The 14,727-nt window shown below is 39.2% G+C and carries 8 protein-coding genes; 5 read left to right on the top strand and 3 right to left on the bottom strand.

The features are described from left to right. The first annotated feature begins 40 nt into the window (after positions 1-40). On the top strand, positions 41-2,176 hold the full coding sequence (locus BEGALDRAFT_RS12640; RefSeq protein WP_002690558.1) for an FAD-dependent oxidoreductase: 2,136 nt from the start codon (positions 41-43) through the stop codon (positions 2,174-2,176). A 5-nt stretch (positions 2,177-2,181) separates the two neighbouring features. Here the strand turns inward: BEGALDRAFT_RS12640 and BEGALDRAFT_RS12635 are convergent, their stop codons facing one another. Then, the gene (locus BEGALDRAFT_RS12635; protein WP_002690556.1) at positions 2,182-3,126 is read right to left on the bottom strand and encodes an Rpn family recombination-promoting nuclease/putative transposase; all 945 of its coding nucleotides are present in this window, start codon (positions 3,124-3,126) and stop codon (positions 2,182-2,184) included. 782 nt (positions 3,127-3,908) lie between these two features. Between BEGALDRAFT_RS12635 and mshL the strand changes: the two genes are divergently transcribed. Then, positions 3,909-5,528: a pilus (MSHA type) biogenesis protein MshL gene (gene mshL / locus BEGALDRAFT_RS12630; RefSeq protein WP_002690555.1), complete on the top strand. Its 1,620-nt coding sequence runs from the start codon at positions 3,909-3,911 to the stop codon at positions 5,526-5,528. Positions 5,529-5,878: 350 nt separating this feature from the next. Here mshL and BEGALDRAFT_RS12625 read toward each other — a convergent pair whose 3' ends face one another. Both BEGALDRAFT_RS12625 and BEGALDRAFT_RS18380 read right to left on the bottom strand, forming a co-directional pair. Beyond that, positions 5,879-9,634: a response regulator gene (locus tag BEGALDRAFT_RS12625; RefSeq protein ID WP_002690554.1), complete on the bottom strand. Its 3,756-nt coding sequence runs from the start codon at positions 9,632-9,634 to the stop codon at positions 5,879-5,881. 60 nt (positions 9,635-9,694) lie between these two features. Continuing rightward, on the bottom strand, positions 9,695-12,421 hold the full coding sequence (locus BEGALDRAFT_RS18380; RefSeq protein WP_002690553.1) for a PAS domain-containing hybrid sensor histidine kinase/response regulator: 2,727 nt from the start codon (positions 12,419-12,421) through the stop codon (positions 9,695-9,697). A gap of 73 nt (positions 12,422-12,494) precedes the next feature. On the opposite strand from BEGALDRAFT_RS18380, the gene bioD reads away from it, so the two are divergent. From bioD to BEGALDRAFT_RS12605, 3 genes are all read left to right on the top strand, one after another. Beyond that, positions 12,495-13,181: a dethiobiotin synthase gene (gene bioD, locus BEGALDRAFT_RS12615; RefSeq protein ID WP_002690552.1), complete on the top strand. Its 687-nt coding sequence runs from the start codon at positions 12,495-12,497 to the stop codon at positions 13,179-13,181. Between the two features lie 43 nt (positions 13,182-13,224). Continuing rightward, on the top strand, positions 13,225-14,232 hold the full coding sequence (gene dusB / locus BEGALDRAFT_RS12610; RefSeq protein ID WP_002690551.1) for a tRNA dihydrouridine synthase DusB: 1,008 nt from the start codon (positions 13,225-13,227) through the stop codon (positions 14,230-14,232). Between the two features lie 161 nt (positions 14,233-14,393). Then, positions 14,394-14,726, top strand: a complete 333-nt coding sequence (locus BEGALDRAFT_RS12605; protein WP_002690550.1) for a hypothetical protein — start codon at positions 14,394-14,396, stop codon at positions 14,724-14,726. Position 14,727 lies beyond the last annotated feature (1 nt).

Here is a 14,727-nt window from a genome sequence, read left to right as displayed (position 1 = left end):
CTTAACCTTTTATCTTGCCCTTTACTGATTGAGAAAACCAATGAAAAAATTAATTGTGTTTTTGGTGCTTATTGTTTGCATTGTTAGCTTTTTTTCTTTTGATTTTCATCAGTATTTTAATTTGAACTATGTAAAAACTCAGCATTTGGCATTTGAAAGTTACACCGCCCATCATCCCATAGAAGCAACTTTTTTATTTTCTGTGATTTACATCATTACAACGGCATTGTCTTTACCAGGAGCGGCATTATTAACCTTGCTTGGCGGGGCATTATTTGGCGTTGTATGGGGAGTTGTGATTGTTTCTTTTGCCTCAACCATTGGCGCGACCTTAGCCTTTTTAACTGCTCGATTTTTATTACAAGAATTCGTACAAACGCATTTCAGCCGTTATATCGATACCATTAACGCAGGGATAGAGAAAGAAGGACATTTTTATTTATTTACCCTGCGTTTAGTGCCCTTATTTCCGTTTTTTATTATTAATTTAGTCATGGGTTTAACGACTATTCGGCTTTGGACTTATTATTGGGTGAGTCAAGTTGGCATGTTGTTAGGCACGATTGTTTATGTCAATGCAGGCACGCAATTGGCGGAGTTAGATAGTTTATCGGGTATTTTATCACCAGATTTATTGTTATCTTTCACGTTATTAGGGATTTTTCCCTTGTTAGCAAAGAAGTTATTAACCTTGTTACGTTATCGCCGTTATTACGCGCAGTATCCAAAACCGAAACGCTTTGACCGTGATATGGTGGTGATTGGTGGCGGGGCGGCGGGGCTGATTTCTGCGTATATTGCGGCAACAGTGAATGCAAAAGTCACGTTGATAGAAAAAGAAAAAATGGGGGGGGATTGTTTAAATACAGGTTGTGTTCCGTCTAAAGCCTTGATTCGTAGTTGTCGCTTTTTATATCAGTTAAGTCAGTCCGCACAATATGGCTGTCAAAGTGCTGTCGGTGAATTTAGTTTTTCTGATGTGATGGCGCGGGTGCAACGGATTATTAAAACGATAGAACCACATGATTCTATTGAGCGTTATACGGCATTGGGGGTGGAATGTTTACAGGGCGAAGCGCGAATTTTAGACCCTTACCATGTGCAAATTCGTGAACAAGTATTAAGTACACGCAATATTATCATTGCAACAGGCGCACGTCCGTTTATTCCTGATATTCAAGGAATTGAACAGGTTAATTATTATACATCAGACACTATTTGGCAGATACGCGAACAGCCACAACGTTTATTAATTCTTGGGGGCGGGGCGATTGGTTGCGAATTGGGGCAATGTTTCGCCCGCTTAGGAAGCCATGTCACGATTGTACAAACCAATGAACGCTTGTTACCACGAGAAGATGCGGACATCACGGCATTGTTAGCCGAAAAGTTACAAGCAGAAAGCATTCACCTGCGTTTAAGTCATCAACCGTTGTATTTTGAGCAGTGGGAACGTAGCCAAGTCTTATGGTGTGAACATCAGGGCGAGCGGGTTGCATTGGAGTTTGACGCGCTATTGATTGCGGTGGGTCGGGTGGCAAATACGCAAGGCTTTGGATTAGAGAATTTACAAATTGCGTTAAATTCGAATAAAACCATAGCGCATAATGATTTTTTACAAACAACGAATTATCCGACGATTTATGTGTGTGGTGATGTTGCAAACCCTTATCAATATACAAATGTTTGCGCCCATGAAGCATGGTTTGCGAGTGTGAATGCGTTATTCGGAACGTTTAAAAAGTTTCGTGTCGATTACCGTTTTCTCCCTCATGCAACTTTTACCGACCCTGAAATTGCCCGCGTGGGTTTGAATGAACAAGAAGCCCGTGCGGCAAATATTCCTTATGAAGTCACTTATTATCATTTAGATGATTTAGACCGCGCCATTGCTGATGATGTGCCTTATGGCATGATAAAAGTATTAACCGCACCTAAAAAAGCGAAAATTCTTGGAGTTAGCATTGTCGGTGAACACGCGAGCGAAATCATCAGCGAATTTGTGCTTGCCATGAAGCATAATATTGGAATTAATCAATTATTAGCTGTTCCTCATATTTATCCAACCTTTGCCGAAGCGAATAAATACGTCGCAGGACGTTGGAAACAAGCGCGTAAACCTGAGAAACTTTTAAAACGCTTATCTCGTTATCACGCATGGCGACGGGGAGAATAAAGCAATTATTCTCGTTTAAAAAGCTCTTCTAGTTGTTGAATTTCTAAAAGTTTATCTGTCCAACCTTCCAATTGTTGCGCTGAGGCTTGCGCTAATTTTTCTTGAATGTGTTTAGGTAATTGACCGAAACGCTTTTCTAGTAATTTGCGTAATATATTGGCTTCTCCTCGTGTTGCCCCTAATGCGATGCCTTCAGCTAACCCTTCCGCTAACCCTTCGGCTTTCCCTTCTGCCTTGCCATCTTCAAAAGCGGTGTTTATCACTGCATTGTTTGACCAGTAATTCATTAAACTACGGCGATATTGTTGCGCTTGTCGCGGTTTTAAATTCGATAGCTCCGCAATTTCAAACGCTTTCTTAAAAACAGGTTCGTTTAATATTCTCGGTATCTCTTCTAAATTCGCTAGGTTTTTTAAAAAGTAAATCCATTTTTCAAAGTGGTTTTCTAACTCCCCCGCTTGTTTATTAAATAAAGGCATTTGTAAAAAGCAGAAATGAAGTTTGTCGTAGAAAATTTGTCCGTGTTGGTTTTTTAAGCTGACATCTTGGCGAAAGTCAGTTGCTTCAGGCGCTTCTTCAATAAAGCAGTCTAAGATAGCGATGAAGTAAACCGCAGAAAGTTTAAAGTTCCATACGCCTTTTTTGGCTTGTTCTTGAATGGGGAAAGTGACGTAAAACAAGGCACGGTCTTTGAAGTAATCCATGCGGGCGCGTTGCATTTCAACGATGAATTTTTCGCCGTTAGGACTGGTGCAGTAAACATCAAAGAAGGCTTTGCGGTCTTCGGCGTAGAGGGGAAGTTTTTCGGTATTTTTAAATTGTAGGGTTTGGATTTGGTGGTGGGCGGGGAGCAGTTGGTTTAAGAAGTCGATTAATAAGTCTTTGTTCGCTTCTTCGCCAAAGAGTTTTTTAAAACCAAAATCGGTGTAGGGGTTGATGTAGCGCGACATATAAACTCCTGAGTTAAATCTTGTGTGCTAAAGCATAGCATTAAATGTTGTGTGTTATTCAGCGGGTGATAGGGTTATTAATACCTGTGGAAAACTCTGATAATTTTTTAAAAATCATAAAATTACTTTAATTTACTCTTTTTTGTTTTTTTCCCCGCCTTCATTTCTCATTTCTGCTTAGTAATCTGTGGATAACTCAGATTAATCTTTATTAATCAATTTTTTATCTAAAACAAATTGGTCGCTTGTTATTTATCCTAAGTTTGTAGGGTGGGTATTTTGTTGTTTTTTTGCCTACTTTACGATGCAAAGCTGTGGAAAACCTGTTAGTAACTTGTTAGTAACCTGTGGAAAAGTTGTTAGTGATTTGTGGATAACTTTGTGGGAAAAGCCAATAGATGGAGTTGTTAAAGGGAATTTAATCAAGTTACCAACAGAGTTACTAACAGGCTAATAAATTGATATTAAAAATAAATTCTGAGTTATCCACAGTTTTTTGTGACATAATCATTACAATAAAATCTATATAAACATTAAAAGAAATAGTTAAAGAGAAAACCCTGTAAAAAATGGGATAGAAAAGCGCGGTATGATGAGAAGTGCTGATGGATAAAAAAGGAAGTTGAATTTATGAATGATAAAAGGATGTTACGTTTAGAAAGTGGAGAAATGGCATACTTCCTGATTAATTATGCAGATGAATATTTTTAAGCCTTTCATTTATGGCATAATATTTTAAGTACAAGGCGGTTTACCTAAAGGCTCTAGGAACTAAAAACGGCATGTCATTTTCTTCTTATCAATATTTTTGGGCTTGTGCATTCCTTATCGTGTGGTCGATGAGTGCTTGTGCCCCTCAACCTCCAGTCCCTTCACAGGGTCATTTGAATACAACGCAATTACCTAAGCCCAGAGCGAATATTCCACCGCCTGTGATTCAAACGCCCCCGTTACCTCCGCCTCAAGCTGTTCAAGCACTAGAAACTTATTCAGTAACGGTTAGTAATGTGCCTGTGGAAAAGTTGTTACTCGCTTTAGCAAGAGACGCGAATTTAAATATCGATATTCATTCAGGCATTACGGGAATGGTTTCTTTAAACGCCTTAGACCAAACCTTACCGCAATTACTTGATCGTATTTCTCGACAGGCGAATTTGCGTTATGAAATTACAAATGACCGTGTATTAATCGTAAGACCTGACACCCCTGAGTTACGGACTTATAAGGTGAGTTACGTCAATATGAGTCGGGAAGTCGTCAGTGAAACGTCGATTGCAACACAAGTGGCAAGTACAGGGACAGTAGCGGTAGGAGAGGGGAATACAACAACGACATCAGGAAATAATTCTACGTCAACGATTAAAAATGTTTCTAACAATGATTTTTGGAAAACATTGCAAGAAAATATTCGCAATTTGTTAAATGAAAAATCGGATGCAAATAGTCAAGCAGGGGATAGTAATATCACGGTAAATCCTGAAACAGGCATTTTAACGGTACGTGCAACCTATCGTCAGCATCAGGATATTCAGCAGTTTTTAGATAATGTGATGAATAGTGCACAACGGCAGGTGTTGATTGAGACCACCATTGCAGAAGTACGATTGAATAATCAGTATCAAGCGGGTGTCGATTGGCAACGCATTCATGGCGATTTTCGTTATGCACAGCAATTTTTAGCGGATAATTTAGTAACAGCGCCTGCTTATACCTTTGCGTACACAAATCCAGATAGTGCTATTGGCAATATTTCAGCAACAGTGAAAATGCTGGAAGAGTTTGGCACGGTTAAAGTGTTATCTAGTCCAAAATTGATGGTGTTGAATAACCAAACCGCTATTTTAAAAGTGGTGGATAATCGGGTGTATTTCACTGTAGATGTGAAGGTAAATGATACGGAAACTCGTACTAGTACAACATATGGAACAAAGATTAATACTGTTCCTGTCGGTTTAATCATGAATGTCACACCGCAAATTAGTGAAGCGGGACAAGTCACATTAAATGTACATCCGACAATTTCGAGAATTATTGGTTTTGTGAATGACCCTAATCCAGAACTGGCAAGTGCGGGCGTAACGAGTCCTATACCTGAAATTCAAGTACGTGAAATTGAATCGATTTTAAAAGTGAATGATGGGGATGTGGCGATTATTGGCGGTTTGATGCAGGACACGACAGAACAGGGTAAAACGGGTTTGCCTGTACTTTCTAATTTGCCTGTTGTCGGTGATGCCTTTAGTTATCGTGATGATACCTATTCAAAGACAGAGTTGATTATTTTCTTGCGTCCTGTTGTGGTAAAGCAAGCGAGTTTAAACGGTGATTTATCAGACTATCAGCAGTTTTTGCCCACACTAACGCCTGATAATAGTCGCCCGACGGGATTAACAGGACATTGATTAATTTACCTGAGTTCTGTGAGATTCTTTTAAAAAAGACAATAGCTTGTCTGAATCAGGATTCACAGGATTTATAGTAAACGTACCATAAAGTGATTTAAATCTAACCCGAGTTCGGCGATATTTATAAAATAAAATAGACACCTGCTAGGTTTTCAAAACCTAGCAGGTCTTTTTTTGTCTGAATCAGAATTCACAGAATTAGCAGAATTAAAAACAATTAAAAACATAATTTTTTATTCTTTTAATTTTCTTGTCTTTTCAATTCTGAAAATCCTGATTCAGACAAACTGTTGTCTTTTTAAAAGAAACTCGCCGAACTCAGGTCTATTAGACCCTTTAGCATATTTTTAGCGATATAGCCAAACTCGCAACAGTGAAATCAATTTATCTACGTCCACAGGTTTGGATAAATAATCATTCGCGCCTGCCTCTATTGCTTTACCTTTATCGCCTTTCATGGCTTTTGCGGTTAGCGCGATAATGGGTAATTTGCGTAAATTGGGCTGGCTACGAATTTGGCGCATGGCTTCATATCCATCCATCTCAGGCATCATAATATCCATGAGGATAATATCAATATCAGGTTGTTCTTCTAGGATTTCTAACGCTTTTTTTCCATTCTTAGCAATCACAACTTGCATCGCATGTTTTTCTAGCACCGTGCCTAATGCAAAAGTATTGCGCATATCATCATCAGCAATTAATACTTTTTTACCATTGAGAATTAAGGCTTTATCGTGAATTTTGCGTAAAATAGCTTGTTTCTCTGGCGGCAAATGGGTGGCGATTTGGTGTAAGAATAACGTGGCTTCGTCTAATAAACGTTCGGGCGAATACACGGATTTAATCGTTAAATGTTGACTGCAAGTGGTTACACGTTGTTCTTCTGCATCACTTAATTCACGGTCAGCATAGACAATCACGGGGGGATAGGGCGTATTTTCTGCTTGGTTAAGTTGTTCTAAAAATTGAATGCCATCACCATCAGCAAGGTCAACATCTAAAATCACGCAATCAATATCTAAGGTTTGCAGGTTGTGCAAAGCTTTAGCGATGGTGTCGACATAAGTGACTTGTAAATCTTGTAAAACAATCGATTCGCCAATCGCTTGGCGATGTTTGACGTTATCTACAATCACTAATAATTGTTTCAAGGTTTTAGCGATAAAATGCTCAATGTATTTAAAGGAGTTGCCTAGCTCTTCCATGCTGATGGGTTTGAGTAAATAACCAATTGCCCCCATTTGTCGCGCATCTTTGTCTTGGTCAGTGGCAGACATGATATGAATAGGAATATGGCGAGTATTGGCGTTATCTTTGAGGCGTTCCATTACGCTCCAGCCATCTATTTGCGGTAATCCGAGGTCTAAAATAATGGCTTGCGGTTGATAGTCTTGCGCGAGTTGTAGCCCTGTTTTACCGTCATTAGCCAGTAGTGATTTAAAGCCTTTTTCTTGAGCAATATCTTGGAGTAATTGCGCAAAAACGGGGTCATCTTCAATAATCAGGATAAATTTATCTGTTGGCTGAATATGCTCGCGGTCATCCGTAGGTTTGTCTTGTGGTGTTTCTGATGTGAGTATTGCCTTAGTGCTTTCTGGCTCGCTTACAGCGGTTTCTGGCATCGTAACGGATGATGGAAGGGGGATGGCTAAGTAAGGAAGGTTTGAGGCGTTTTTGGCGTTAATATCGTGGTTTTTGAACTCTAACCGCTCAGGCAGGTATAAAACAAAGCAACTCCCCTTACCTAAGGCAGTCGTTGTGCGGTCAATGACCAATTCGCCCCCCAATAAACGGGCTAATTGACGCGAAATAGATAGCCCTAATCCTGTACCGCCAAAACGGCGGCTGGTTGTTCCATCGGCTTGGCGAAAGGCTTCAAAAATTAAATGGTGTTTTTCTTCAGCAATGCCGATGCCTGTATCTTCAACGCTAATCGCAACTGCTTTATTAACAACTAATTGGTAAGCACTGACATCAATTTGTGGGCGTGTGATGCGTAAGGTGACTGTGCCTTTTTCGGTAAATTTAAAGGCATTGGAGAGGAGATTATTTAAAATCTGTTTAATCCGTTGTGCATCACTGTAGAGGGTTGGGGGTAAGTCGGGGGCAATATTAAGTTGAAACTGTAGTTGTTTTTGTTCTGCAACATGTTGAAATTTAAGGCGCGTTGCGTGAATCAAATCGGTGAGGATAATTTCTTCGCTGTGAATTTCTAATTTACCCGCTTCTACTTTGGATAAATCGAGAATGTCATTGATTAGTGTAAGTAAGTCCGCGCCTGCGCTGCGGATAGTTTGGGCGTATTCAACTTGTTTTTCTGTTAAATTACTTTCTTTATTACTTGCCAATAACTGCGACAAAATCAACATGCTATTTAAAGGGGTGCGCAACTCATGCGACATATTGGCGAGAAATTCAGATTTATAACGGCTCGCTTGTTCTAATTCGCGGGCTTTGAGTTCAATGGCTTCTTGGCTTTTTTCTAAGCTAAGATTTTGTTGATGAATTGCTTCTTTTTGCAACTCCAATTCGCGGGTACGGTTTTCTAATTCTTCATTGGCTTGGCGTAATTCTTCTTGTTGGGTTTGTAACTCTTCCGATTGCGTTTGTAGTTCTTCAGTTTGTTGTTGTAAAACATCTGCTTGGCGTTGACTTTCTTGTAATAAATTTTGCATTACAAGGCGTGATTGGGCGGTATTGATGGAAATTGCAATAGCGGGTGTCACTTGTTTTAAAAATTCTAATTGGGCATCCGTAAAGGGTTTAAAACTGCCTAATTCAACAACTCCTTTTAAAACATCTTCATAAATTAAGGGATAAAGTATGATAGCGCGGGGAACGGATTTGCCTAAGCCTGATTGTATTGACATGTAATCTTCAGGCACTTCAGTTAGGATAATCGGTTCACGCTCTAACGCAACTTGTCCGACGATACTTTCACCAAATTCAAATTGATTCGCCAGTTCTTTACGCCGATGATACGCATAACTTGCTAATAAGGTGAGATAAGGTGCATGAACTTTTTGGCGTTTATTGGGTTCTATAACCAGATAAAATAATCCCACTTGCATGTTTAAATAAACAGATAAAAACGTAATAATATTAGTGGCTAATAGGCTTAACTCTTGTTCGCCACTCATTTGGTCGTTGAGTTCGGTTTGCCCTGTTTTCAGCCAATCTTGCAATTCATTACGGCTGGTTGCCTTACGCAAGGATTCATTCATATTGGCAATGGCAGTGCCTAATTTATCCTCTGTGGACAAGGGTTTAATTTGTTGAGAATAATTACCTTGAGCAATGGTATTCGCTTGCGTAATTGTCCATTCCATCGTTTGTCGTAACTGTTCCGTCGCGCTCACAATATCGGCAATTTCATCTTTCCCCTGATGCAATAATGGCGTAACTTGCGGATTACCTTGCGCAATAGCTTGTAAATGGGCTTTAACCGCGTGTAACGGAATGCTGATATTTCGCGCAACGGTAAAGCTGAAGAAAAAAACAACGGTCACGGCAAACGCGATACTGCCTAAAGATGCCCAGTAAATAATTTGATATTGTTCATCAGATTGCATATAGAGTTTTTGTACATCATCTAATTGTTCATTAAGCCACGCGCTCAATTTTTGTTGCAATCCTGAAAAAATATCGCTTTCATGCTGGCTTGCGTTGATATATGCCGCTTCTCGTTGTTCTTGTAATGCATATTTAACGCTAATTTCTGAAGTCGCTTTATATTGTTGCCACGCTGTTTTCAGCTCTTCAATTAATTGAATATCTTCTTCCTCGTAAGCTAATTCTAAATATTTATTTAGATTATTATCAATCAGTTTTAACAATTCTTTATAACGCTCATATAAAAATGTGCGTTGTTCTAGCGCGGGGGTTAAAACAATTAATAATGTCAATTTCCGCACTTGTTCCGCAGGGATGCTAACCTCTTGCATCACTTTGTTTGTAATATCAGCCGTTGTATAAACAGCACCTAAAGAATGATAGGTTTTACTCACATGATAAACCCCGAGTAAACCGACAAAAAACAAGGCACTGATTGTAATAACCGAGAGTAAAAAGAATTTAATAGCAATACGAAGGTTATTCATAGAAATGACCTAGCAGAGAATAGGCAGCAAAGGTTCAAGGGGAATAAATACTGTAATCCATTACTGTAAATAAGGTTGTAAACGTTTATAAATTTCTTCTTCTCGTAATTCTAAAGCGAGTTCTGCGATTTCTTCACAAATTGCACGTAAATTTTCCTGTGTATCTGCCAACTGTTTAGCGTATTCCATCACGCCGTAAACGTCTCCTTGCTGTGTTAAATCATAAAGATATTTAGCTTGTTCTGGCGATAAAGCAACCCTGTTCGGTGTATCGGAATAGGTTTGTTGTAAGGATGAAATACTCGATTGTTCTAAAATTGGCTCATAAATCCAATTTAAATCTAAAAACTTTTGTAAACAGTTAAGCAGTAATTCATGTTGAAATGGTTTAGCAATAAAATCATTACAGCCAATAATTAAACTATTGGTTTTACTATCATTAAACGCATTAGCAGAAATAGCAATAATAATCGTTTTTTTAAACTCATCTTGTTGACGCAAACGGCGCACGGCTTCATATCCACTCATAATCGGCATGACAATATCCATAAAAATGACTTGAGGATGTAATAAATTCGCTTGTATTAAGGCATCCTCGCCATTAATGGCTTCTTCAACATTAAAACCAACTTCTTGTAATAATCGCTTTAACATCAAACGATTGGTTGCATTATCATCAACAACTAAAATCAATGGAGAGGGATTGGTAAAACCAATAATTACAGGTGATTTTGCAGGTAAATCTAAAGGTTGTGAAATTTTCTGAATCGGTAATTCAACTTGAAACGTGCTACCTTTTCCTAATTCACTGTGAATCTCTAATTTTCCTTTTAACAGTTCTACAACGGTTTTAGTAATGGTTAAGCCAAGTCCTGTGCCTTCTACCCGCTTGATTTCTTCATTATTACCAATTTGATAAAACGGTAAAAAGATTTTATCCAAATATTCAGGAGCAATGCCGATACCCGTGTCTTTAACCTGAATTTGTAATTTTTCGTTATCAAACTCCAGTTGTAAGGTAATAAAACCGATTTGAGTAAATTTCAGCGCGTTACTGAGTAAATTGATTAAAATCTGCCGTAAGCGTTTTTCATCAATATGAATAATATCAGGTAAATGTGAATGTGTTGTAAAGGTGAGTTTAATATTTTTGTGATGTGCTTGTAGATGGAAAATCTCTAAAGTCTCTTTTAATAATTTTCCTAAATAACAACGATTTGGCTCTAAAGATAAATAACCTGATTCAATTTTAGCAAGGTCTAAAACGTCATTAATCAATGTCAGTAAATGCTCGCCATTACGTTGAATAATATTAATATCATGCCGTCGCTCTTGACTTAAATGTTTATCTGCCGCGCAAAACTGCACATAGCCTAAAATTGCATTGAGCGGGGTACGCAATTCATGGCTGATATTGGCTAAAAAGATACTTTTTGCTGAATTTGCCGCTTCAGCGGTTTCTTTTGCCTTGCGTAACTCTGCTTCGACGTGTAGTTGTACAGTTAAATCAGTGATTGCGCCCACTAAATGATACGCCATGCCTTGCGTGTTTCTATCAGCGACGCCACGGTCTAAAACCCATACATAATGCCCTGCTTTATGGTGTAAACGATAACTCGCTTCATAGTAGGGGAGATGACCTTGTAAATAGGCTTGTAATGTCTGGATAACGGTTGTAAGGTCATCAGGATGAATCAGGGCTTGCCATGTTGCGACATCTATTGCTAATTCATCCGATTGATAACCAACAATTTCTAACCAACGTGGAAAATAACACAGCGTATTTTTAACTAAATCCCATTCCCATAAACCCTCATTCATTCCTCGTATAGCCAATTCAAAGCGTTTTTCATGCTGACTTAATGCTTGTTCTAACTGTTTATAGGCGGTAATGTCCTCTATTTCACCCAGAATCTGCGTAGCGTTGCCCGCCTCATCACGCATAAAGACCATTTCCCGCCCACGAAACCAATGCCACTGATTTTGCAAGATAGGATTACGCATCCGATAATCCGTGATAACTATCTCTCCTGTTTGACTGGTTTCTAATCCCCGTCGTTTTTGCTGAAATTGCGCTAAATCTTCATCATGAACAAATTGATTAAATAATTGCCCGCCAAGTTGTTGAATGGTCACTGAGCCATATCCTAAAAACTGGGTTAAGCGTTCATTTAAATAAATATATTTTTCAGATTTTAAATCAAAAATATAAAAAAACTGCGGAATCAATTGATTTAAACAGTGAATCAGATACGGTGTGGGTTGTACGGTGGAGGATGCTGTAGAAAGCCGTGTTGTTTCTGTCAAACAAGCGATATGTGTCACTTGCCCGATAGCGTCTGTAATGGCGATAAACCGTTGATTAGCAGTAAATACTTGATGTTGCCTTGTTTGTAGCGTTAATTTTCCGACCCATGTATGCGTATGCAACACCTGCGGGATTATTGTTTGCTGCAATAACTGCAAGGTTTCTGCTGGATATTCAGCCAATGCCTGCCCATCTAACTGTGCAATGCTGGTAGATGTATGCTGAAAAATTTGTAAATATAATGCATTGTAATAAACCAACCGATTATTCATGTCGCGCACTGCAATGGCTTCTTGTGAATGCGCTAAAATAGCCTGATAAAACGATGTCGTTGCTAATCGTTGCCGTAAACTTGCATTTTGCGTTGCTAACTCATATTGCTGGTCTTGAAACTGTTTAATTTGCGCTTGTAATGCCGCAATAACCTCTTTATCAGAAGCTTGTTTATGGTCTGAGGTTGCGCTTGTAGTCCCGTCCATATCAAAACTCACACACGATTAACACCACCGAACAAAAAACGTAGTATTGATTAACTCACTCTGAAGAGCCTCCATGAGAAAGCCGTTAATTATTACAGGTACAGATACTGAAATTGGCAAAACCTATTGCAGCGTAAAACTGATTCAAATGCTGGTACAAGAAGGCTTACGGGTTGCGAGCATGAAACCTGTTGCAACAGGCTGTTACATGACCCCCGCAGGCTTACGCAATGATGACGCTTTACAACTACAATCTGCCTGTAATGTTACTATTCCTTATGAATGGTTAAACCCATACGCATTTGAACCCCCCATTGCACCCCATATTGCCGCGAGCATCGTCTGCCAAAATATCGAACTTACACACATTCTGCACTGCTATGAACACATCAAAAAACTTGCCGATGTTGTGATTATAGAAGGTGTCGGCGGTTGGCGTGTGCCCTTTAATCAACACGACAGCTTAAAAAATATTGCTAAACACTTGGATGCTAACATTATTCTAGTTGTCGGTTTACGTTTAGGCTGTATTAATCACGCACTACTAACCGCAGAATGCATTCAACAAGATGGCATTTCATTGGCAGGATGGATTGCAAATCAAATAGATAATCAATATTCTGCACAAACAACGATTAATACACTACGCAATACAATTGCCGCCCCCTTACTCGCCTCCATTCCCTACCAACAACCACACGAACCTGTAGAAAAAATTATGTTCAGTGAACAATTATTAAATTGCATTGAATCCACTTAACTATCCTGCATTTTCTTATCAATTTTTACCTTTATAAACTGTGATGAATTCACTTGCTCCGCTCCAAATTGGACGCTTTACCCTCATAAATAACTTAATTGTTGCACCGATGGCAGGCGTTACCGACCGACCTTTTAGACAACTATGCAAACGCTTAGGCGCGGGCATGGCAGTATCAGAAATGGTATCCGTTAATCCACAACTCCGTCACACCCTCAAAACCCAACGACGTACCGACCATTTTGGCGAAGTCGAACCGCGTTGCATTCAAATTGCAGGCGCAGACCCGCAACTAATGGCAGAAGCCGCACAAATGAATGTCGATAATGGTGCAGATATCATTGATATTAATATGGGTTGTCCTGCAAAAAAAGTTTGTCACGTAATGGCAGGTTCAGCCCTATTACGCGATGAAAAACTGGTTGCACAAATTTTAAACGCCGTCGTCAATGCCGTTTCCGTCCCCGTCACCTTAAAAATTCGCACTGGCTGGAATCCTGAAAATCGTAACGGTGTGACGATTGCAAAAATTGCAGAATCTGCGGGTATTCAATCGCTTGCCGTTCATGGCAGAACCCGTACCTGTGGCTATGTTGGCGCAGTGGACTATGAGACCATCGCACAAATAAAAGCTAGCGTACAAATTCCTGTGATTGCAAACGGCGATATTGATAGCCCAGAAAAAGCCCGCTATGTCTTAGAAAAAACAGGCGTAGATGGCTTAATGATAGGACGCGCAGCACAAGGTCGCCCATGGATTTTTCGAGAAATTCAACACTATTTAATGACAGGTAACTATTTAGCACCACCAACCATGGCAGAAATTGGCGAGATTTTAACGACGCATTTAGCCAATTTATACGCTTTTTACGGGGAATACAGTGGCTTACGCATTGCACGCAAACATTTATCGTGGTATTTAGACAAACATCACCCTGATGCGCGGGTATTTCGTCAACAATTAAATACTGTTACCAGTGCAAAAGAACAATTGCAACGGCTACAAGATTTTTTAGCAGAAACCTGTGTAACTCGTCCTAACCAATCCTAAACTGCTTACCGTGTTAATAAGCTCACCAAGGTTTGGTGAGTTTTCTAAAAATGGAAGTGATGATGTGCTAATGCATCAAAAAATGAGTTTCCTTCTTTTATTTAAGCATGTTACATTAACTTCCTATCCATTCACTTGATAATAAAAGGGATACTAGTTTTATGTCTGAATATATTGTGATTTTTTCGCCAGAATTGAGTATTCAACCCGATGAATTTGCAACGTTTTGGAATAGTCAGCCACAGCTACAGCAACAAGCGGTGGTACAAGTACAAAACTCGCAAGCAATTGCAACATATGATATGCCTTCATGGGTAGTAGGAGCGTTATTGTTCATTGGGGGAATGACTGCGGATATTGCAAAAGATGTTATTACTGATGTTTTAAAAGAATACATTCAAAGTTCTGGACAGCGTCAACCAGAGTTTTCTGTTATTGAGAAAATCGAAGACGGCAAAACATTAATTATCGTGTTGCCTAAAGAAGAGAATTAAT

The organism is Beggiatoa alba B18LD, from assembly GCF_000245015.1.
Classification (GTDB): domain Bacteria; phylum Pseudomonadota; class Gammaproteobacteria; order Beggiatoales; family Beggiatoaceae; genus Beggiatoa; species Beggiatoa alba.
The sequence above is the reverse complement of the archived record's forward strand: the minus strand, read 5'-3'. Positions and strand labels throughout refer to the sequence as shown.

What these genes read in the sequence shown, in the direction of transcription:
- BEGALDRAFT_RS12640 (WP_002690558.1), top strand. Translation starts at nt 41, where the DNA reads ATGAAAAAATTAATTGTGTTTTTGGTGCTTATTGTTTGCATTGTTAGC.
- dusB (WP_002690551.1), top strand. Translation starts at nt 13,225, where the DNA reads ATGAATTCACTTGCTCCGCTCCAAATTGGACGCTTTACCCTCATAAAT.
- BEGALDRAFT_RS18380 (WP_002690553.1), bottom strand. Translation starts at nt 12,421, where the DNA reads ATGGACGGGACTACAAGCGCAACCTCAGACCATAAACAAGCTTCTGAT.
- mshL (WP_002690555.1), top strand. Translation starts at nt 3,909, where the DNA reads ATGTCATTTTCTTCTTATCAATATTTTTGGGCTTGTGCATTCCTTATC.
- bioD (WP_002690552.1), top strand. Translation starts at nt 12,495, where the DNA reads ATGAGAAAGCCGTTAATTATTACAGGTACAGATACTGAAATTGGCAAA.
- BEGALDRAFT_RS12625 (WP_002690554.1), bottom strand. Translation starts at nt 9,634, where the DNA reads ATGAATAACCTTCGTATTGCTATTAAATTCTTTTTACTCTCGGTTATT.
- BEGALDRAFT_RS12635 (WP_002690556.1), bottom strand. Translation starts at nt 3,126, where the DNA reads ATGTCGCGCTACATCAACCCCTACACCGATTTTGGTTTTAAAAAACTC.
- BEGALDRAFT_RS12605 (WP_002690550.1), top strand. Translation starts at nt 14,394, where the DNA reads ATGTCTGAATATATTGTGATTTTTTCGCCAGAATTGAGTATTCAACCC.